The 20,010-nt window shown below is 38.0% G+C and carries 22 protein-coding genes; 7 read left to right on the plus strand and 15 right to left on the minus strand.

The window, feature by feature from the left end; translation table 11 throughout:
- Positions 1-137 precede the first annotated feature (137 nt).
- Entirely contained in the window at positions 138-551 is a 414-nt protein-coding gene (locus tag ACFX4W_RS26200) for a CoA-binding protein (RefSeq protein WP_013057242.1), read from the minus strand.
- Between the two features lie 205 nt (positions 552-756).
- Between ACFX4W_RS26200 and plsY the strand changes: the two genes are divergently transcribed.
- Both plsY and ACFX4W_RS26210 read left to right on the plus strand, forming a co-directional pair.
- Positions 757-1,350 (plus strand): glycerol-3-phosphate 1-O-acyltransferase PlsY, encoded by a 594-nt coding sequence (gene plsY / locus ACFX4W_RS26205; protein WP_043982828.1) that lies wholly within the window; start codon positions 757-759, stop codon positions 1,348-1,350.
- Positions 1,351-1,729: 379 nt separating this feature from the next.
- Positions 1,730-2,020 carry a HesB/YadR/YfhF family protein gene (locus ACFX4W_RS26210; protein WP_013057245.1) on the plus strand — a complete coding sequence of 97 codons (291 nt, stop codon included), beginning with the start codon at positions 1,730-1,732 and terminating at the stop codon, positions 2,018-2,020.
- 41 nt (positions 2,021-2,061) lie between these two features.
- Here ACFX4W_RS26210 and ACFX4W_RS26215 read toward each other — a convergent pair whose 3' ends face one another.
- The 3 genes from ACFX4W_RS26215 to tlp form a co-directional block, all read right to left on the minus strand.
- Positions 2,062-2,484, minus strand: a complete 423-nt coding sequence (locus ACFX4W_RS26215) for an acyl-CoA thioesterase (protein ID WP_028408348.1) — start codon at positions 2,482-2,484, stop codon at positions 2,062-2,064.
- Positions 2,485-2,562: 78 nt separating this feature from the next.
- Positions 2,563-3,990 (minus strand): phospholipase D family protein, encoded by a 1,428-nt coding sequence (locus ACFX4W_RS26220; protein WP_377560291.1) that lies wholly within the window; start codon positions 3,988-3,990, stop codon positions 2,563-2,565.
- Between the two features lie 111 nt (positions 3,991-4,101).
- Positions 4,102-4,344, minus strand: coding sequence for a small acid-soluble spore protein Tlp (tlp, locus tag ACFX4W_RS26225; protein ID WP_013083367.1), 243 nt, complete (start codon positions 4,342-4,344; stop codon positions 4,102-4,104).
- A gap of 172 nt (positions 4,345-4,516) precedes the next feature.
- Here tlp and ACFX4W_RS26230 point away from each other — a divergent pair, with 172 nt between their 5' ends.
- Positions 4,517-5,128, plus strand: a complete 612-nt coding sequence (locus ACFX4W_RS26230; RefSeq protein ID WP_043982831.1) for a hypothetical protein — start codon at positions 4,517-4,519, stop codon at positions 5,126-5,128.
- A 31-nt stretch (positions 5,129-5,159) separates the two neighbouring features.
- Here the strand turns inward: ACFX4W_RS26230 and ACFX4W_RS26235 are convergent, their stop codons facing one another.
- The 4 genes from ACFX4W_RS26235 to acnA all read right to left on the minus strand — a co-directional run bounded on the left by ACFX4W_RS26235 (position 5,160) and on the right by acnA (position 9,220).
- Positions 5,160-5,303: an acid-soluble spore protein N gene (locus ACFX4W_RS26235; RefSeq protein ID WP_043982832.1), complete on the minus strand. Its 144-nt coding sequence runs from the start codon at positions 5,301-5,303 to the stop codon at positions 5,160-5,162.
- A 44-nt stretch (positions 5,304-5,347) separates the two neighbouring features.
- On the minus strand, positions 5,348-5,491 hold the full coding sequence (locus tag ACFX4W_RS26240; RefSeq protein ID WP_013057252.1) for an FbpB family small basic protein: 144 nt from the start codon (positions 5,489-5,491) through the stop codon (positions 5,348-5,350).
- 213 nt (positions 5,492-5,704) lie between these two features.
- On the minus strand, positions 5,705-6,304 hold the full coding sequence (locus ACFX4W_RS26245) for a TlpA family protein disulfide reductase (RefSeq protein ID WP_043982833.1): 600 nt from the start codon (positions 6,302-6,304) through the stop codon (positions 5,705-5,707).
- Positions 6,305-6,499: 195 nt separating this feature from the next.
- The gene (acnA, locus tag ACFX4W_RS26250) at positions 6,500-9,220 is read right to left on the minus strand and encodes an aconitate hydratase AcnA (RefSeq protein ID WP_043982835.1); all 2,721 of its coding nucleotides are present in this window, start codon (positions 9,218-9,220) and stop codon (positions 6,500-6,502) included.
- Between the two features lie 221 nt (positions 9,221-9,441).
- Here acnA and sspO point away from each other — a divergent pair, with 221 nt between their 5' ends.
- From sspO to ku, 4 genes are all read left to right on the plus strand, one after another.
- Complete coding sequence (sspO, locus tag ACFX4W_RS26255) at positions 9,442-9,591, plus strand: small acid-soluble spore protein O (RefSeq protein WP_013083371.1); 150 nt, start codon at positions 9,442-9,444, stop codon at positions 9,589-9,591.
- A gap of 212 nt (positions 9,592-9,803) precedes the next feature.
- Entirely contained in the window at positions 9,804-9,944 is a 141-nt protein-coding gene (locus ACFX4W_RS26260) for a small acid-soluble spore protein P (protein WP_013057256.1), read from the plus strand.
- A 152-nt stretch (positions 9,945-10,096) separates the two neighbouring features.
- Positions 10,097-10,537, plus strand: a complete 441-nt coding sequence (locus ACFX4W_RS26265) for an Hsp20/alpha crystallin family protein (protein ID WP_043982838.1) — start codon at positions 10,097-10,099, stop codon at positions 10,535-10,537.
- A gap of 150 nt (positions 10,538-10,687) precedes the next feature.
- Positions 10,688-11,521, plus strand: a complete 834-nt coding sequence (gene ku / locus ACFX4W_RS26270; RefSeq protein WP_043982839.1) for a non-homologous end joining protein Ku — start codon at positions 10,688-10,690, stop codon at positions 11,519-11,521.
- A gap of 21 nt (positions 11,522-11,542) precedes the next feature.
- On the opposite strand, the gene ACFX4W_RS26275 is transcribed toward ku, so the two are convergent.
- The 7 genes from ACFX4W_RS26275 to ACFX4W_RS26305 form a co-directional block, all read right to left on the minus strand.
- Positions 11,543-11,941, minus strand: coding sequence for a hypothetical protein (locus tag ACFX4W_RS26275; RefSeq protein ID WP_013057259.1), 399 nt, complete (start codon positions 11,939-11,941; stop codon positions 11,543-11,545).
- A gap of 186 nt (positions 11,942-12,127) precedes the next feature.
- Positions 12,128-13,840, minus strand: coding sequence for a DUF2357 domain-containing protein (locus ACFX4W_RS26280; protein WP_377560293.1), 1,713 nt, complete (start codon positions 13,838-13,840; stop codon positions 12,128-12,130).
- Positions 13,794-15,428 (minus strand): MrcB family domain-containing protein, encoded by a 1,635-nt coding sequence (locus tag ACFX4W_RS26285; RefSeq protein WP_043982841.1) that lies wholly within the window; start codon positions 15,426-15,428, stop codon positions 13,794-13,796. Before ACFX4W_RS26285 ends, ACFX4W_RS26280 begins: the two co-directional genes overlap by 47 nt.
- Before the next feature lie 420 nt (positions 15,429-15,848).
- The gene (locus tag ACFX4W_RS26290; protein WP_029322049.1) at positions 15,849-16,301 is read right to left on the minus strand and encodes a hypothetical protein; all 453 of its coding nucleotides are present in this window, start codon (positions 16,299-16,301) and stop codon (positions 15,849-15,851) included.
- A 71-nt stretch (positions 16,302-16,372) separates the two neighbouring features.
- Positions 16,373-16,852 carry a (2Fe-2S)-binding protein gene (locus tag ACFX4W_RS26295; RefSeq protein WP_043982842.1) on the minus strand — a complete coding sequence of 160 codons (480 nt, stop codon included), beginning with the start codon at positions 16,850-16,852 and terminating at the stop codon, positions 16,373-16,375.
- 1 nt (position 16,853) lies between these two features.
- Complete coding sequence (locus ACFX4W_RS26300) at positions 16,854-17,687, minus strand: FAD binding domain-containing protein (protein WP_377560295.1); 834 nt, start codon at positions 17,685-17,687, stop codon at positions 16,854-16,856.
- Positions 17,674-20,004 (minus strand): xanthine dehydrogenase family protein molybdopterin-binding subunit, encoded by a 2,331-nt coding sequence (locus tag ACFX4W_RS26305; protein WP_180976315.1) that lies wholly within the window; start codon positions 20,002-20,004, stop codon positions 17,674-17,676. Before ACFX4W_RS26305 ends, ACFX4W_RS26300 begins: the two co-directional genes overlap by 14 nt.
- Between the last annotated feature and the right edge of the window lie 6 nt (positions 20,005-20,010).

The raw sequence follows: 20,010 nt of genomic DNA on the forward strand, positions 1-20,010 counted from the left end.
CTTGTGTATTCATGGATTATAAGCATTATAAAGCTAGCTGTCTAACGTCTATTGTAGCGGAAACGCTCTTACTATTTCAACGCATGGTGAAACCCATGCAAGCAGTGTGCATGGGTTGGTTGTTCTGCTTATAGATCTTACTTTGTTAAAGCATGCTCAACTTTTATACAACGATCCATAACTACAGTATACCCTTTTTTAGCGAGCAGGTCATATGCTTCTTCATTAATTAAACCAGATTGTGCCCAAAATACGTCTGCGTCTACTTCTAAAAACTCTTCTGCAACTTCAAGCAAATGCTCAGAGCGGCGAAATACATTAACGATATCAATATGTCCTTCAATTTCTTTTAATGAAGATACGGCTTTTACGCCAAGCGCTGAGTTTATTGTCGGGTTCACCGGAATAATCTCGTAACCTTGCTGCTGCATGGCTTCTGAAACCATATAAGATGTTCGATGAGGGTTATCTGATAAACCTACTACAGCAATGCGCTTGCTTTTTTTTAATATTTTACCAAGCTCTTGGCGGGAAGGAATTTTAATGGACATGTCTATTACCTCTCTTAGCTATATAATATGTACTGAACAACATTCGCGATTTACAGTTGATTTCCTGCATATAGTACCCGTTTTCTCTATTTTTGTAAACGTCTTCTTTTTTTAAAATAATTGTCTCTCACCCAAAACTAGCTATGTTTTTTTAAGTATCTCATGGTAAAATAGAAACGATATAGAAATAAAGGAGCTTTCAAACATGAATTATTTATTACCTATTCTTGCCTATATCTTGGGCTCTATTCCTTTTGGACTAGTTGTTGGAAAACTAGGATACGGCATCGATATACGAGAGCATGGAAGCGGCAATTTAGGCGGGACCAACTCCTTTCGTACATTGGGTGTAAAAGCCGGAATTATCGTTACGCTGGGAGACATTCTAAAAGGAACCCTAGCAGCTTCTTTACCGCTTTTATTTAATACGAATCAAAACATTCTCTTCATTGGTTTATTTGCTGTCATTGGTCATATTTTTCCTGTTTTCGCGAAATTTAAAGGCGGGAAAGCTGTTGCCACGTCCGCCGGAGTGATTTTATGTTATGAACCTCTTTTATTTGTTTTCGTACTATTATGTTTTTTTATCTGCTTATACATAACGAAGTATGTATCACTGTCATCAATGGTTACCGGGGTATTAACCTTTATCTACACGCTATTTAAGCAAGACTACATGCTTATTATGATTATTGGTTTAATTGTAGCCTTTGTCATTTACAGACACCGCGCAAACATTACCCGAATTCTCAACAAAACAGAACCGAAAGTCACATTTTTGTCAGGCAAAAAGAAATAAGAGGAGCTTCCTCTTATTTCTTTTTTTATAACCACTTTGTAAGCGAATACATTTCTTATTTATTAGTTATACTGATACTAAAATAAGGAGGTGAATGATGTGAAGAAAAAATGCCCTATTTGCAAACGAAATAAGAAAATGGATTCACAGCTAGAAGGAAGCCGCTACTGCGTTCACTGCTGGGAAACCATTGGAAAACAATATGATTTCAAATGAAAGAATGAAACGATTTAATATAGAAATGAAGCCTTCACCTCTATATTAAATCGTTTTATTTTATTTTATCACATTCCTTCCTAGCTGGATTCGTATATATTGGTAATTTATCTACCTTTCTACTATAATAAATGTATCCGCAGTATTGGAAGGAGCATAATTAATGAAATTAACAGTAACAGAAGCAGCAGCTACGTGGTACAAAGATGAAATGATGCTAGAAGGAAACGAAACAATTCGCTTTTTTGTTCGCTACGGCGGATGCAGCAACGTTCAAAAAGGTTTTTCTTTAGGTGTAAACACAGATTCTCCTAAAAACGTTGGCGTTGAAACAAAAGTTGACGGTTTAACATTCTTCGTAGAAGATGAAGACCTTTGGTACTTTGACGGTCATGATTTGACCGTAAATTATAATGAAGAAACAAAAGAACCTGACTTTCATTACGAAGCGTAAGAAAAAAAGCATCGATTTATCGATGCTTTTTATTCTTGCGCTTAACCTTGCTTTTTGGCATCTTCATAGGCTTTATGCCATTCCGGATAATTACGGCGAATCGAAATAGGCTTAAAGTTTTCTTTTTTCACACATACGTGTGACGATGTTCCTGTTAACGCAAGTTCTTCATTTGAATTAAAAATTTCGTAGCCGTACACAACGCGTAGACCGTCATAGTTCTCAACCCAAGTATGTACTACAGCTGTCTCGCCATAATGAAGCGGCTTTTTATATGAAGCCTGTATATCAATAACTGGCGACAGCACACCGTCTCTTTCCATTTGTGCATAGCTAAAACCTAAATCACTAATAAACTGCGTTCGACCTATTTCCATCCATACTAAATAGTTAGCATGATACACAACGCCCATCTGATCGGTTTCTGCATAGCGCACTTCGATTTCTTTCTTCGACACTAGCATGATTCTACCTCCTCTTGCACTGTTCCTGTTTTATCTTACCATATAAGGAGAATATACTCCTACTAGTTTGGTTGTAACTCAATATGCTGTAAGACTAAGCACATTTTGAATGCGATATATCAGTGTTTCCAGCCGCGTCATCTTATTTTCATACTTTTTATAAGGAAGTGTATATGTGTAGTCGTTATTTGTCCATAAACGGTCAAAATAAGCGTTTAGTTCGGTCATAACCTTTTTGTTAGAAGGTCCTGATACTTTAATATCCGTTTCTAAATTCAAGTCATCTAAATTTCGTTTTGTGAAATTTGCTGCTCCTGCAATAATCGTTGCCTTTCTTTTGTTCCGAATAAATAAAGTTTTAGGATGATATTGCTCTTTTCCCGTATGATACCAGCGAACTTTAATATTGCCTTTAGATTTTTTCACAAGTTCTGCTGCTACTGGACGGTTAGGCAGTCCGAACTTTTTTCTTCCAAACGCATTTTCATTAGGATCTAAAATTAATCGTACGTTTGCGCCTTGTTTGGAAGCTTTCAAAAGCGCCTTTATTACGTCTCGATCTCCAAGATAAAACATGCCAAGCCATACATCGTCTCCTTTTTTAGCATGACGTAAATCATGTAATACGTGCTTATAGATTTTGCTTTCTGTTAACAGCTGAACATAGAGGTCTCCCTTTTCTTTTTCTTTCTTCTTGTACCGAGGTAACTTTCCTCCGTAAGAAAAATCTGACACCGCTTGTTCACTTTTCACCACATCTCCAATGATATTCCCTTTTACTTCAAAGGCCATGTTAGAATTATAAAAACTTGCATCATGAGGATTGGCAGAGGAGATAATAACGCTTTGATCTGTTGCTACTACTTTTCTATGATTAGCTTTTACATTTAACAACTTTAAATAAGCACGGACCGTCGCTTTAGGCGCATTGGTACCAAACGGATTTGTTATCCAGCCGTTTCCTTTTTCACCAAACCACTGAATAAAAGTTCTCCACACTGCAGAATACAGTGGAATGGAGTCTCTGAGCTTAGATAAATTGGTTTGCACCACTTTGATTCCGTTTAGCCGCAGTGAATCTAACCACTTTGAATCATGTGAGCCGTAGGTTGTATTGATTTCATCTGTAATAAAGACGATTTCGATAGTAGGATGTTTTCGTTTCTTTTCAATCAGCTTACTTGCAAGCGTATCACTAAGGTGAGGAAACGTTTCGCCTTGGTTATAGTAGCCGTTAAATAGAAACATATCCATAATAATAAAAGCTTTTGCGTCATCAATCGCATTCGTAACTGCTTGAAAAATATGTTGTTCAGAAACAGATGTCTGCTGGTCTTGATACGTTAGGTCTGATAAAAGAAATACATCTTCTACTTTGTGGGGCTTACTTTCGTATGAAACTCCTTTAGGCAAAGGCTTATGTGTTTGATAAGAGCCCACAATAATCAAGACGACAAGTAAACTGATCAAAATCCTTACTACTTTCTTTTTCACGTGCTTTTTCACCTACATAAACCTCTTCGCTAGTTTGTATTAGTATTGACTTACTAAAAAAATATAGAAAGAAAGCAGCTAAAACCGTTTATTTTTAGCTGCTTATTGTCGTTGCTTTATTTATTAAATCGTACCTTCGTAACCATTTTGACGAGCTTCTGACTCATCTTTTATTTCGCTGCGCATTGCTTCGATACTTACTTCGCGATTGTGATTTTTTTGCTGAATGCGCTGACGCTCTTCTTCATTGCTGCATGCAGCAGCTTCTTCTGCTTCTTCAATGTTTTTCATTGTATTTTGCACCATTGTTTGTAATTTTTCAACGTTATCACTGCGATCGTCTGGATTCGGTTTATTCCATGCCATTGTATCTTCCTCCTCAAAATAACTTTGTTACAATTGTAGTATGCCGGATTTGTTCATCTCTATAAGTGGAAAAAAATGATTTTAGTTTACATAATATAATTATAATCAAGTTAAAATGTATATATAAAACATACATAATATGGTAATATATACATACAAAGGGGGAATCTCTATGACTAAACGAATGATAACATTACTAAGCGTCATCTTTATTGCAGTGCTTGCCGTATTTTTTATGTCGCAAACCTCATTGGCATCAAAATTGACAGCAAGTGCCTTTATGAAGCCTCATCATTACTCAAGACATGAAGAAAAAATGTTAGCTGTGACAAACCTGGACTACAAAAGCAATATCATTGCATACGATGTGAAAGCTCCTAGTGACGCAAAAGAAGCTTATGTAAAAGCTACTTATTACGAAAAGGGAAAAGCAAAAGAACCTTTATTTTCAGGAGGGTTGACTGTTTCAAAAGAATTTGACATGTTTGCTATTACATATAAAATCGATGATAATACTCACAAAATTATGTTTAATGTAGGCAGCAACGATACAAACCTAGGAATAGAAGCGGAAAAGCCAAAAAAAATGAACGGCTATTCCTTTATTGGATTAGAGAAAAAACAAACGGTAAAAATGAATAAAACATATCCAGTTGCTGCTTTATTTGGTGACGATGGCAGTGGCATACGAGTTGCTCCGCTTTCAACCGACGATGAAGAAGTCGTTAAAGAGCTTATTTCGACCAATCCTTACGTTTATTTATTCACGGTAGAATTCAAATAATAAAAAGTCGCTGAATTCAGCGACTTTTTATTCACTCACCTTTGGTTTGAATAACTTGAGGATGCTTGCCGGATTTATCTTGCATTTGTTTTCCGTTATTTCCACCAGCTTCTCTCGGTTGAGTGCCGATGTGATTCGGAACAAAAGGTTTGCTTTGTTTTTTAGGATTTCCCATGCTTATCCCCTCCTCACCGTTACTCTAACCAACTTACTTTAAAGTTATTCAGCTCTTTCAAGCATACGATCTTCTAACCGCTTTTCAATTTCCATTTCAATGCGTTCAATTTCTGACTGATCTTTTAACAGCTGCGTTTTATTTTCTTGCACTAACTCTTCAAATGAACGTTTGCGTAATTTTCTCATGATTACAACACCTACTTTATGTAATTTTTATGAAAAATCTGAAAAATCTAAAGAAACTGATATCATATAACTATCTATATTGTAACCAATTTGTCAGATAAGTAAACATACTTTTTTGAAAAGTTGTAAGAAAGTTTGACATGTTTAATGACTTATCTATATATACGATGATATAGTAAATAAGTTTCATGTTTAATAAAACAAGCAGCGAAGTTAATTCGCTGCTTGTTGAGCAAAGTTTTCCATTTGTTTAAGCGTCATTGGACCATTCACTCTTTGAACAATTTTCCCTTCTTCATCTATAAAGTAAGATGTCGGAATGGTGGAGACTCGATATTTTTTACTTCCTACATTATCTTGGTCGTCCACTAATACACGAAACGTAAACTGTTTTTCTTTAAGAAACTTAGATACTGCCTGTTTACTGCCTTCCGACGAAGTTAAATTAACCGCAAGCAGCTGTACATCGTTTCCATATTTCTCGTAAAAAGCTTGCATATCGGGCATTTCTTTTTGACATGGCGGACACCATGTTGCCCAAAAGTTTAAAATGACTTTTTTTCCTTTAAAGTCCGATAATTGAACAGATTTCCCGCTCGTATCTGACAGTGTAAACGGAGGCGCTGTATCTTTTGGTTCCAACCCATAAGCTTGACCCGAAGCCTGACGAGCACTATCGCCTTTTTTGATATTTAAATCCTTGTATTCGCTTAAGTTAGAATTATCGGATGCTTCATTTGGAGAAAGCCCTTGCCAAAGTGCGTAGCTAAGAAAGCCTACTAGAAGCAAGACCGCAATTATTTTTTTAACCATATGATCGGCTCCTTTATTTCTTCTAAAAAGTGATAATCTATGTACTAATAGATATGTGCAATATCTACTAAAATAATCCTTTTATAGGGCATTTTCTTTTATAATATAGCATATTCCCCTCTCACTTTTTGTCGAAAACGGTGCGTTTGCATAAAAAAAGAGCGGCTCACGAGAACCGCTCTTTTTCTTTATAACTTACGCATGTGTTTTAGACTGTAATTTATCACGAAGCACCATTTGAAGGATACCACCGTGGCGATAGTAATCAATTTCAACTTCACTATCGAAACGAACCAGTACTTCAAATTCTTTTTTATTTCCAGCTTCATCAGTTGCTGTTACTTTTATAAAATCACGTGGTTTTACTGTTTCATCAACTGCTACTGCAATTGTTTCTTTTCCAGTTAAACCTAATGTATCCGCGCTTTCACCATCTTTAAATTGAAGAGGTAAAACACCCATTAATACTAGGTTTGAACGGTGAATACGCTCGAAGCTTTCAGCGATTACTGTTTTAATACCTAAAAGATTTGTTCCTTTTGCTGCCCAGTCACGAGAACTTCCCATGCCGTAATCTTTGCCTGCAAGTACAACAAGACCTGTATCTTGCTCTTTGTATTTCATACAAGCATCATAAATGCTCATTACGTCATTTGTTGGCCAGTACGTTGTCCAGCCGCCTTCTGTACCAGGAGCTACTTGGTTTTTAATACGGATGTTTGCAAACGTACCGCGCATCATCACTTCATGGTTACCACGACGAGAACCATATGAGTTAAAGTCTTTTGGCTCTACACCGTTTTCTTGAAGGTAAAGACCTGCAGGTGATGTTTTTGCAATTGAACCCGCTGGTGAAATGTGATCCGTTGTCACTGAGTCACCAAATTTCGCTACTACGCGAAGATCATTTAACGGTTCTACTTCACCTGGTTCTTCTGATAAGCCTTCAAAGAAAGGTGGGTTTTGAATGTACGTTGAATCATTCTCCCACGTATAAAGCGCATCTTCGCTTGTTTTAATTTCATTCCAGCGTTCGTTATCATCGAATACGCGCTCATACTCGTTACGGAATAATTCAGGCGTTACGGTACGGCTAACAACTTCTTTAATTTCATCTTGAGAAGGCCAGATGTCGCTAAAGAATACTTCATTGCCGTCTGTATCAATGCCGATTGGATCTTTTTGTAAATCTACATCTACTGTTCCAGCCAGTGCATATGCTACAACAAGCGGCGGAGAAGCAAGGTAGTTACCTTTTACTAATGGATGAATACGTCCTTCAAAGTTACGGTTTCCTGAAAGAACAGACGTTACAAGCAAGTCGCTATCTGCAATCGCTGCTTCAATTTCAGCTTCTAATGGACCAGAGTTACCGATACAAGTCGTACAGCCATAACCTACGATGTTAAAGCCGATTTTATCTAAGTATGGAAGCAGCCCTGAATTTTGCAGGTAAGCCGTTACTACTTTTGAACCTGGTGCTAAAGAAGTTTTCACGTAAGCTGGAACATCCAATCCTTTTTCTACCGCTTTTTTCGCAACTAAACCAGCTGCTACTAATACGTAAGGATTTGATGTGTTCGTACAGCTTGTGATAGCCGCAATGGCAATGGCACCTGTTTTCATTGTTGTTTCTGAACCGTCTCCAAGCTTAAACGTAATTTCTTTATCCACGTCTTTAGCATCAAGTCCGAAGCTTTGGTTGCTAACAGGAGCTGTTAAAGCCTTCTTGAATTCTGTTTGCATTTGAGAAAGTGGAATTAAATCTTGCGGACGCTTTGGACCAGAAAGATTTGCTTCAATCTCAGCAAGGTTAATCTCAACAACGTCAGTGAAAATTGGATCTTCATTTTCTGGTGTGAAGAATAAACCATTTGCTTTTGTATATTGTTCGACAACCTGAATGTCTTTTTCATCTCTTCCTGTTAAACGCATATATGCTAATGCTTCTGCGTCAACTGGGAAGAATCCACATGTTGCACCGTATTCAGGAGCCATATTAGCGATTGTTGCACGGTCAGCTAATGGAAGTTCTGCTACGCCAGGACCGAAGAATTCCACGAATTTTCCGACTACTCCTTTTTGACGAAGCACTTGCGTAACTTTTAACGCTAAGTCTGTAGCTGTAGTGCCGTTTGGTAATTCACCAACAAGTTTAACACCGATTACTTCAGGAACTGGGAAATAAGAAGGTTGACCAAGCATACCTGCTTCCGCTTCAATACCGCCAACACCCCATCCTAAAACACCGATACCATTAATCATCGTTGTATGAGAGTCAGTACCTACTAGAGAATCAGGGAAAGCTACAAATTCACCATCTTCTTCAACAGCATGAACAACGTTTGCTAAATATTCTAAATTTACTTGGTGCACGATACCTGTAGCTGGTGGCACTGCACGATAGTTATTAAATGATTTTTGAGCCCAGCTTAAGAAATTATAGCGCTCTGTATTACGTTGAAACTCGAGGTCCATATTAATTCGTAATGAGTCAGCTGTACCTGCTTTATCAACTTGTACGGAGTGGTCGACAACGAGGTCTACTGGAATTTCTGGATTGATTTTGTCAGGATCTCCTCCTAAATCAGCCATTGCTTTACGAAGTGACGCTAAGTCTACAACCGCTGGAACTCCAGTGAAATCTTGAAGAATAACACGAGATGGTTTGAAAGGAACATCGATATCTTTAATATCTTTTGTTCCCCATTTTGCAAGGTTTTCGACGTGTTCTTTTGTAATAACACGGCCATCTACCTGACGAAGAACAGATTCTAATAATACTTTAATTGAATACGGCAGCTTAGATACATTACCTAAACCTGCTTCCTCTAAAGCTTGTAAGCGGTAATAATTATATGTGCTGCCATTAAGATCGAATGACGAACGAGCGTTGAAAACGTCTTTTTTAGTCATTGCTTTTACCCCCTTAAAATTCTATGTATAAAGGATTTACTTACCCCATCCTCTATTCCCTTCACCATCTATCTTAATATAATATTATACATAAGTAAATAAAAAGAATGTTATTAATTAACATAAGTTTCACTTATAACCTTTTTCCATTCTCCTTTTATTTTTCTAATAATTCATATTTCATTGATTTTTACGCATGCTAGAAACGGAGGTGATTCAACATGGCTAAACGTAAGTCAAACCACGTCATTCCTGGAGCTAACGCGGCTAGCGCTCAAGGAAAAGGAGCGGGTTATAATGAAGAGTTTTCAAATGAACCATTAACGGAACAACAGAAACAAAATAATAAAAAACGCAAAAAAAATCAATAAAACAATCTCTTATTGGATATACTAATCACTAGTTAGAAAAGCAAAATCGTTTAACTCCATGAAATCTAACGAGAAGGCGTCATTATATATGACGCTTTTTTCCTGTTCCCATTTCCTGTTTTTGTTAAACCTATTTTTAGAAAGGGGAATTTTTCATCGGATAAATTTCCTGTCACTATCCTACCCTAATAAATGAAAGGGAGGCTTTAACTATGAACAAAAACAGCAGCAAAGACATCAGAAGAAATGCGCCAAAAAGCAATTCTGGACAGCCAGAACCGCTAAGCGGATCTCATAAAGTAAAAAACCGTAAGCATTCTCGCCAAAAACACAATAGCGGACATGATATGTAAAACAGCGGCAAGCTCTCTATAGAGCTTGCTTTTTTATGCGTAGAAAAGACAGCTAGTACTTCAAGCTTATTCTTTGCGCAGGAGTTCACTAAGTACATAAACGCGCATATGATAGTAAAGTGAAACAGTTTAAATAATGGAGGAACGCAGAAATGAAAAACAAGCGTCTGCCAGCAGACCAAATGTTTGTAAAAGGCTTTCAAGAGTTGTTAGAAGTCATGCTTTCAAATCCCTTTATGAGTTATTTAGATTATGATTCCGTTCGTATAGATTTATTTGAAACAGAACAATCATTTATTGTCGAAGCTGAATTATTAGGGTATCACCCTAAGGATATTATCGTTCAAATAAAAGCTGACCACTTACAGCTGACAGCCAAAAAATACTGCATTAGAGAATTTCATGATGAAAAGCAAGGAACGCTTGCAAGAGAACAAATGGAAGAAAGCGTTGAACGTACAATCGACTTTCCATTTCCATTGATGAATAAAAAAATTACCGCTACATTTAGTAACGAAATCCTTGAAATTACGATTTCTAAACATGAGACAAATGAATCTAATCAGCAAATAGTCCCTATTGATTTCCAATAAAGCTGCAGATGTTGTCTCTGCAGCTTTATTGGAACTATTTAATTGTTTATTTAGCACATAGTTTTTTAAGAATATTCTTCTTTTCAAAACAATGGGATATCTAATTTATTTTACGGCACACTACTAAAAAAGAGGAAAAGGAGAACGTTTATGCTTCATACTGCCTGGAAAGGTAAAATCAGCTTTGGATTAATTGATATCCCTATTAAACTGCACGGAGCAATTGAAGAAAAAGATGTAAAGCTGCGCACGCTACACTCCGTTTGCCATACACCTATTCATCAAGAAAAACATTGCCAAACGTGTGGACGAGAAGTAGAATCCGATGAACTGGTTAAAGGATACGAAACCGCGACCGGTCAGTTTGTTGTACTTTCACAACAGGAAATCGACAGTGTCAAAGAGCCCTTTACAGCAAACAAAGCCGTTGAATTGTTACACTTTGTTTCGTTAGATGACATTGATCCCCTGTTTTTTGATAAGCCCTACTATATTTCTCCTGGGGAAACAAGCCTAAAAGCTTATTATACTTTATTAAATGCACTTGAAATAACGAATAAAGTCGGTATTGCGGATGTATTTTTATATTCCAAACAGCAAATGGCAATTATTCGTTCCATGGGCGGATCTCTTGTTCTTCACACAATGCATTTTGAAGAAGAGCTTCGTTCAGTCACAGATGTGCCTAACTTATCCAGTACTTCTTCCATTAATGAAAGTGATACACAAGTGACGGTGGAATTAATTGATAAGCTATCTACTTCTTTTAATCCATCTATTTACAAAAACAACTACCGAGACGCCTTACAAAACGTCATTCAACAAAAAATAAATCAAGGCGAAGTTACAAAAGGCAGCGGAAGCGAAGAACGAGATATTCGACATTTAATGGAAATGTTAAAAGTGAGCATAGATCCTTCTACTTTACATCCGACAAAATCAACAGCAGAGAAAAAAACTTCATCCTTAAAAAAGAAAGCATAAAAAAGCTAACGAAGAAATTCGTTAGCTTTCATTTGCAACAGAAGTCTTAGGAACAATAGTTCCATATGACGCCGGTATTTTTAAATATTGCGTTACTTGATTATTTTCTACAAAGACAATAAAGTTATCTTTTTTATCTTTTCCAATACCTTTTGCTTTTGCTTCAGACCACGTGAAGCCCAGCTTTTCATTTACCTCACTGCGAGTCGTTTCCGGTCCAAAAACATATACTTTATCCCATCTAAAATCACATAATTCATTAAAATCAAGGATGGAAGCTTCTTCTTTACTTTGATTTGTTTTTTTAATTTCATTAATTACAGTTTGCTGAAGTTGCGCTTGGTTGCGTTCGCTGTATACCCTGTCAATAAAAAAAGTTGCCAATAGCGCTACTAACGTGAATAGTAGAATCTTTTTCACTTCGTTGTCCTCCTGAAACGTTCTCTGCACATGATACGACTTCTTTTCGATACGGTTTTATTCTCTACTATTCTAGAAAATTCAACAGGAAAATACAACTAAAATCTCGAAATGTCATCAAAACATAAAAAACTTAACACTATGTCAACGCATAAAAAAAGACTTGTTCACTTTCTATCTATTCACCTACTCAGCGCTGAAAAAATGTGGTTCTACCGTACAAATAGCTTCAATAAATTCTTCTACTAACCCTTCTTCTCCCGGCAAAAAAGGCAGCGCACCAACTCCAACACGTTCAATACTTTTATAAAAATGATGCTGCTTATAGCTCTTTGCTTTCCCTGGAAACAGCACAATCGCTGTTTGTACCGGTTTTATTCCATTTTCCTCTACAATAGCGTCTCGGTAATGATGCATGGTATTAATATCTTCTTCTCTAGGTGAAGGCGTATCGTGATTTGGTTTGATACGATACTTAGCGTCAAAAAGATATACACTTTTTTTCTCCCCTTGCTTTACTTCAAGCAGTAAGTCAGGCTTTTGAATAACGGTATGAGTATGATGGTATGCTTTCTGATACCATAGCGTGACTTCTGCTTTCCCCACTTGAAAACGATGATAAGACGGCTGCATCCTGACGTTCAACCCTTGTTCTGTCGTTGTCATGATGTTTTGTTCTATCCGTTTGCCGTAAGTTTGCAACTTCTTTAAAAGACTAACATACGTCCAGTATTCATAGAGAGTTGCGATATCTTTTAATGAAAGGTGGTAAAACTCTCCGTTAAGAGCCAACCCTCGCGTTAAGAACATAAAGTATCTGCTTGCTTCCCGGTAGCGGGGTGCCGTACGCAGTGTAGGAGGAAGAGTTGAAGCTTGTAGGGTCTTCACCCGTTGCCAAAACGCATTATTTAACAGTCTTTTTAATTCGGCATGATTAGTTTCTAGAGCCGATACGGCTTCTTTTTTTACATATCTATCTTCTATCAATTTGTCAATTAGGGCAGTTAGCTTATGATACAGCTGCGTCATCATCCATTTTACACTTTGATTTTCCAGATTATCATAGGTAGACACATGCCTGGTGCCAATCGCTTTTGTGGGTACTACTTTTATATTTCGATTAATTTTAATCCCCCTGCTTGAAGGTGCAAGATAGGTAGGGTGGGTTCGGACAAAAGATATAGCACGGCTATCTTGTTTTTTTATTTGATCGCCTCTCATGAGCTCATGTTCAACTTTTACCGATTGAAACGGCTGATTTTCAATCTGACGCACAGAATGAAGAAAGGGTTTCATATAGTGAGAGAGAACATGATAAAATTCTGTCCATGTTGCTTGCTTAGACCAAACAGATTTGGCTTGAATATATGTTTTACGAAGCATATCGTATGCCAAATCATGAATGTATCCGTTCACTTCATCGACCATGTGTACATAGTCTGTCTTGTAGCTCATCTTTGAAGGGAAAATTTCAAGAGTAAAGGAGAGCTCTTTTTCTCTTTCGCTGTAAACATGAAACGTAGAATACCCTACTTCATTTTGAAAGCTTATATTTCCCGTCAAAATGTAGGGAAATCCTACGCTTTGAAAGCTTTGTTCAACTGCTTTTGAATCGTGGTTAACAAACAGTCTTGTTTGATTTTTAGAAACAACTGTAATTTGATAGGTTTCATTTTCAAAAAATAAAGGCTCAAGCGGCGGTTTTGAAGTCATCATGCCTTTTGTTTGATTTAATACTTTTACATGTGTAATTCCTTTTCCTGTACAAGAAAAAAACATCACTTCTTCTGCAGATTTTATTTTTTTCTTATTTTTCCCTTTTATAACCACCGTACACGTGTCAGTTTCAATTTCAACGTACGGTATTAATCCAAAATGACGTGTATCCGTATACTTCAAAACGTCTCATCATCTCCATTATTTTGCGTGCGCTTTTAGGAAATCTCATTCCATCTGCATTTACGACAGCTGTCTCAAATTCATCATCTAACAGCGTATTTGTACAGTAATAATAAAGGTTTTTTAATAAATCAAATGTGTACCCATCACTTCCTGAAATACGAGGCAAAACTTTTTGCAAAACCTGAAAATCAAACGCCTGATCAAATGTAAACATTCCGCTTTTCACCGCGTAAATTAAATAAAAGCATATTTCGTCGCGTACGCGGTAACCTATTTGTAAATCGACTTCTATAAGCATCTCATTGATGGTTAGCAGTTCATTTGTTACTTCGTGAATGAGCTCAGCATGTTCAACATACGCATCTTTTAAGTGAACATATTGACTTTGAATTTGTACATTTTGAATGCCGTGCTGAGACGGATCTTTATCATCTAAAAAATCAAAAGAATCTAGTTGAATCTTATTTAACTCAATGGTGTTGGTACGATCTAACAACTTTTGACTAAACCCATGAGTTGTTTCATCCATATTAATTGTACCGATAATGAGAAGATTAGATGGCAAATAAATATCTCGGAACATCTTATGTCCCGGGAATAACGGAGCCGTTTTGATTTTCCCTTTTGACCAGCTCCTGCTTTCCATCACGCTTAAAATATCGCTAAAATAATGTTCAACTCGAGCTAAGTTCATTTCATCCAATATGGCAACATATGTGTAAGCTGGATGCTGAATGGCTTGCTGCATAATGGACAGAAACGATCCTCTTCGAAAATCTCCTCTTAAATCAATATATCCTAATAAATCTGAACTATCGTGCCAATCGGGTCGAACCGGAATGAGCACTTGTCTTCCATTTTCAATCGTGGCACCGATACTATCTGCTAAGAGCTGAGCAAGCTTTGTTTTTCCTGTCCCGCTCATTCCGGATAAAACAATAAACGGTTTAGTCTTTAAAGCAAAGTAGGCGTTGGCTATATCATGTCGTTCATATGTAAATCCAGATTTCCTAATATACTCATGAATATGGACGATGGCGTCTTTGTCTCCAATCATCTCTTTGCTCATTCCGTATGTTTTTATATACTGTTCATGCATACTTAGCAGTAAATGCAAGTCCTCTTGCAGCTGATCATTGCTAGGTAAGTCTGCTATATTGTAAGGAAGGTAAAGAGCTACTCTATCCTCAAAGCTTTTCGCTTCCATGCTTGTACCAATGACAATATGATTATCTTTCAATACGCGGGCATGTTCAGGAGTAAAAAATCGAATGTCTTTCAGATCTGTTCCTTCTTCTGAGTCTCCTCTCATCATGACTAAGTAAATACGCTGACCGTCTTCACTGAATAAATACGCGACCATCACGTCACTCTCTATATTCTTATTCGCAAGGGTCACGTAAGGAAATGTTTCAGCGTGGTGTCCCGATATACGCATTTCTTCTCGATTTATATGCTCCAATCGATAAAGAGAAATCGGAAGCCTGCGTGTAAGCATATTTTCTATTTCATGTTTTACAAGTACGTCTCCACCCATTTGTTTATAATGTTCCGCTACATACAGCAGCCGCTCGCGCAAACTCATCGAATTCTCTCCTTTCTGCCTTCACTGCAGTTTGTAAAAATAAAAAGCATCGTCAGCTGACCACGCAAAAGGTTCATTTCTTTTATTATAGACGCTTTCTTCGTATAGTAAGCTATTTTATAACGTTAGGAAACACTACATTATTCTTTTCTCTACATACATGTTTATGTTCATTTTAATGAAACATGACAGAAAAGAAAAGCGTTAGGGGCTTAATGAATGAAGGGGCAATGATATGAACAGAAAAATAAGCAGCTTGTGTGCCCAAGGATAAAACACCCATTATGCTACATGATTATTTAACATCTGATGCTTTTGGCTGAGTAAAGAAAAAGATAAAAATAATAAGCGGCAGGGCGATAAGAAAAATACTCGTCTCTGAAGGTCTTACTGTAGGTATATCCGTTAATGACATTTTAATCAGTCCTTTGTAAATTTTTCAACTAAGTCAGGATTTACATAAAAATGTTTTGATACGGTACGATGAAAAAACTGAGAGGATTGATTCAGTTCACTTAATGCAGGTTCTGTTTTGGGAACGCCAAAAATAGGTCCGCTTACGTTAATGGTAAACCTTCCAGAAGAAATAAAGGCGCCCGACACATTGATCTGGTTATTAAGCAGCAAAGCCGCAAGAAACACATCAATCATATCAATAATAATATTAATTCCCACATTTCCGTCTTTTCCTTCGATGCGACTGGTTCCTGTAATAGGTCCGCCTACTGAAACACGAAAAGCTCCGGGTGTCACAAATACTCCTATAATTGTTATTTGGCCAGTTAATAATAATATGGCTGTTACTACATCAAGATCTCGTTGAATGGCAAAGATAAGTTCCCTTTCTTTGTCAAAGCCGCTTTTCCATTCCACATTCTCCACACCCTTAGCACATACTATTCTAAACACGTGTAAGTGTTATTCTAATTCTGCTTTTTCTTTTCTCACTCGCGCTCAGAAAAGTGTAAAACAGATTTTACTGCGTCTTCAATTTCTTTATACCCTGTACATCTGCATATATTGGAAGCTAACCACTCCTTTATAATATCGTCACTGCCTGAAGGATGGCGTTTGGAAAGCAAATGAGCATTCATAATAAAACCCGATGTACAATAACCGCACTGAAAAGCAAAATGTTCAATAAAAGCTTTTTGCATAGGTGAACTCTTCAGTCCTTCTATAGTCATTATTTCTTTCTCTTCTGCTTCTGCCGCTAACATGAGGCAGGATTTCATTGGCCGCTGATTTATCCCTACTGTACAAGCTCCGCAGTCTCCATTTAAACAGCCTGGTTTTGCTCCGGTAAGGCCCAGCTTTTCTCTTAATACGTAAAGCAGCGTATCTGCTGTTCGGATATCAACCATTTTTTCTTCCCCATTAACCTTTAGCTTAACTGTTATTCTATACCCATCATCTCTTAGCACATTACGTTCCTCCCAGCTCTTTGAAAATATCAATCAATAAATTTTTAATCACAAATTTGCGATATCGATCCGATCCTTCTCCATCATTTAAAATTGGAGCCGGTATATAATCAAGAGCAGTTTGAAGTCGATCTTCTAATGGAATGTCTTTCTGGTTTAGCACTTCTTCTACTTCAGCTGATCGAAAAGGAAACGAACATACTCCGCTGAAAGCTACTCGAATGTTTTCTTCTGTTTTTAAAGCTGCTACTGTAACTAGTGGATATCCTGTATCCCACTGCTGGCGCTCCTTTATACTCATATACGGGAGGTCAGCATACTTTGTTTCAACAAACACCTGAACAAGCAGCTCTCCTTTTTTCAGCTGCAAACGCCGCTGAAAAAGATCGTGAATCGAATGGAGCTTTATTCCACTGAGATCTGCCACTGCGAGTTGACTATCCGCTAGAAGGAGCGGCAATACGGCTTCTCGATAAAAGATATGCCCACAAATATTTCCTCCCAGCGTTATTTTATTTCGAGCCGTGTGATCAGCCACTTCGCTAGCAGACTTACTTAATAAAGGAAATAAGTTTTTCTCTTCCAGTTCAGTCAACGTTATACCTGCACCAAAAATCATCCAGTCTTCATCGGCTTCTGCTTTTTGAAACTCGGGTATATTTTTTATATCAATGACAGCATGGGTAACAAACAAACCCAACCTGCCCAATGTCAGAATTTCAGTGCCTCCAGCATAATAACGCGGCTGTTTGCCTTGATTCTCTAACTCTTGAAATAAGGCAACTGCTTCTGAAACGGTAGCAGGTTTGTGATATTCAAAGTCAAATGAAATCATCAGCATTCCCTTCTTTCATTCTCCAAATTAATTCTGGAATAAGCGGAAGGTGGTTTAATTCTGTTTCTGCTGCCACCGTTAAGCTGTTTCCTAAAGAAGCCGGCATACCAAGCAGCCCGTGTTCTCCCACTCCTCTAGCTCCGTAGGCCGCATCTAATTGAGGCGTATGAACAAAATCTACTACGTACTCCGGATGCTCTCCGTAGCGAAGAGGACGATATTTCCGAAGCTGAGGGTTTAAAATACGGCCATTTGAATCAAACCAAAATGTTTCTCTTCCGGCAAACGATAGGCCCATACTCATCGCTCCCATGACTTGCCCTCTTGCCATTTTCTCGTTTAACACGGTTCCTATGTCAATAACAGAGACTGCTTTTACAATACGATATCTATACGTTCTAGGGTTATATTCCACTTCAACTCCTTCAGCTGCTACCGTCCATTCAGGACCGGGACGCCCAGCTCCCGTTTCTTTATCCAAGTAGGTCATCCCTCTTAAAATATAATTGCCCCTCCCTATGATTTGCCCTCCAATTGCATTTCCGTTCGGATATTTATAACCATATACAATTTCTTTAAAGGCCAAGGAGGTTTCAGGCTCATCCCGTAAAAAAACTTTTTCATTTTTTATTTCGATATCTTCCTCAGAAGCTCGAAATATACAAGAAGCTATCTTTTTTAATTGGTTAATCACATCTTCAGCCGCTTCTAAAACCGCTCTTCCTGCCATAAAAGTGCCTCTGCTAGCCACCGTTTTCCAATGTTCAGGAGTCGTTTGAGTATCTACTTCCATTCGCACATGAATACGTTCCACGGGCATCTGCAATTTTTCAGCCAGTATTTGCGCGAGCACTGTTTTGGTCCCCGTACCTAATTCAATAACGCCAGACATTAAATTCACGCTTCCATCAGGATTGAATGTGAGAATAACACCTGAACCTGCGTTTGTTTCAATAGTGGAGGTTTTCCAGACGCAGCTAATCCCTTTGGCAGTAATAAGGCCGTTTTCATGAACTATTCTCTGCCCTTCCTCCCATTTCATTAGCTGCTTCAAGCGACGAATACATTCCGGTAAGTTACCAACGCTGCTAGAAGTTAAACGTACTTGCGTAGGCGTAGTATCACCCGGCAGAATAGCGTTTTTTTCTCTAAACTCCAAAGGATCTATACCTGCTTTTTTAGCAAGGATGTCCATCGTGCGCTCAAACGCAAATAATAGTTCCGAATGGCTAAATCCTCGAAAAGGGGAAGCGTAAGGGTGATTTGTATATACACATAATGAATCACAAAAAATATGTTCAAGACGATAAGGTCCCGTACAGTCAGCTGCTGCTGCTTTACTCAAGTCCGTTCCTTTATCTGCGTAAGCACCGCTGTCGAACAAATAAAGAATGTCAGCAGCCTGCAAGAGTCCCTCTTTAGAACAACCTAGCTTGATTTTGGCATCTAGACCTACGTGAGCAGGCGAAGTAAGCATATCTTCTTCTCTTGTGTTCAATATTTTAACCAGCCTTCCACCCACAGCTTTTGAAGCTAGATAAGCAAGCAGCTCTAGCTGAACAGCTGCTTTTCCTCCATACCCTCCTCCTACTAGCGGTGTTTCAACGATCACTTTTCCCGCTTCAATTTCAAAGTACTCACTGATTAATTTTTTGACCATAAAAGGAGCTTGAGAAGAAGTGATAATTTTAACTAATCCATTTGGAAGGATTTCAGCAGCGGCGCTTCTTGTTTCCATTGCCGCGTGATCTGAAGGAGATAGAGAAAATGTTTCTTCGACTATTAACTCACTTTTTTGCCAACCTTCTTCTATATTGCCTTTTCGAATTTTAACTCTGTTTGCTACGTTGGTGCCGGGCTCTGGATACACCGTTTCATCATGCTTGTAGATGTGCATATGTTCATGCACTAAAGGAGAATCAGGCTCAATAGCGGCGCTAGGAGAATGTACGACAGGCAACGGCTCATATTGAATATGAACGGAGCTCGCCGCACGCTCAGCGAGTGCAGGAGTTTCCGCTACTACCAGGACTACGGCTTCTCCGTGATAACGCACTTTTTCAAATGCAAGCGGTCGCCGGTCACGAACTCCTTCCCCGGTTAACGGCAAGTGCTCACCCGTCACAACCGCGTGAACACCGGGAATAGCAATCGCCGCTTGGACGTCTATGGCTTGAATCCTTGCATGAGCGTAAGGGCTGACTACTATTTTGGCATGCAGGGAGCCTTTAAACATGTAATCATTTGTGTATCGAGCCGTACCCGTTACTTTTTCCAATGCATCTTTTCGAATCACGCTTTTTCCAATGATCTCCACTCTTTT

The organism is Priestia sp. YIM B13489, from assembly GCF_042787645.1.
In the GTDB taxonomy this organism is placed as follows: Bacteria; Bacillota; Bacilli; order Bacillales; family Bacillaceae_H; genus Priestia; species Priestia megaterium.

Excerpts from the sequence above, each read along its gene's own strand:
- sspO (WP_013083371.1), top strand. The coding sequence starts at position 9,442 with ATGGCTAAACGTAAGTCAAACCACGTCATTCCTGGAGCTAACGCGGCT.
- ACFX4W_RS26215 (WP_028408348.1), bottom strand. The coding sequence starts at position 2,484 with ATGCTAGTGTCGAAGAAAGAAATCGAAGTGCGCTATGCAGAAACCGAT.
- plsY (WP_043982828.1), top strand. The coding sequence starts at position 757 with ATGAATTATTTATTACCTATTCTTGCCTATATCTTGGGCTCTATTCCT.
- ACFX4W_RS26240 (WP_013057252.1), bottom strand. The coding sequence starts at position 5,491 with ATGAGAAAATTACGCAAACGTTCATTTGAAGAGTTAGTGCAAGAAAAT.
- ku (WP_043982839.1), top strand. The coding sequence starts at position 10,688 with ATGCTTCATACTGCCTGGAAAGGTAAAATCAGCTTTGGATTAATTGAT.
- ACFX4W_RS26300 (WP_377560295.1), bottom strand. The coding sequence starts at position 17,687 with ATGATTTCATTTGACTTTGAATATCACAAACCTGCTACCGTTTCAGAA.
- ACFX4W_RS26210 (WP_013057245.1), top strand. The coding sequence starts at position 1,730 with ATGAAATTAACAGTAACAGAAGCAGCAGCTACGTGGTACAAAGATGAA.
- ACFX4W_RS26235 (WP_043982832.1), bottom strand. The coding sequence starts at position 5,303 with ATGGGAAATCCTAAAAAACAAAGCAAACCTTTTGTTCCGAATCACATC.
- ACFX4W_RS26245 (WP_043982833.1), bottom strand. The coding sequence starts at position 6,304 with ATGGTTAAAAAAATAATTGCGGTCTTGCTTCTAGTAGGCTTTCTTAGC.
- ACFX4W_RS26285 (WP_043982841.1), bottom strand. The coding sequence starts at position 15,428 with ATGAGTTTGCGCGAGCGGCTGCTGTATGTAGCGGAACATTATAAACAA.
- ACFX4W_RS26260 (WP_013057256.1), top strand. The coding sequence starts at position 9,804 with ATGAACAAAAACAGCAGCAAAGACATCAGAAGAAATGCGCCAAAAAGC.
- acnA (WP_043982835.1), bottom strand. The coding sequence starts at position 9,220 with ATGACTAAAAAAGACGTTTTCAACGCTCGTTCGTCATTCGATCTTAAT.
- ACFX4W_RS26200 (WP_013057242.1), bottom strand. The coding sequence starts at position 551 with ATGTCCATTAAAATTCCTTCCCGCCAAGAGCTTGGTAAAATATTAAAA.
- ACFX4W_RS26265 (WP_043982838.1), top strand. The coding sequence starts at position 10,097 with ATGAAAAACAAGCGTCTGCCAGCAGACCAAATGTTTGTAAAAGGCTTT.
- ACFX4W_RS26230 (WP_043982831.1), top strand. The coding sequence starts at position 4,517 with ATGACTAAACGAATGATAACATTACTAAGCGTCATCTTTATTGCAGTG.
- tlp (WP_013083367.1), bottom strand. The coding sequence starts at position 4,344 with ATGGCATGGAATAAACCGAATCCAGACGATCGCAGTGATAACGTTGAA.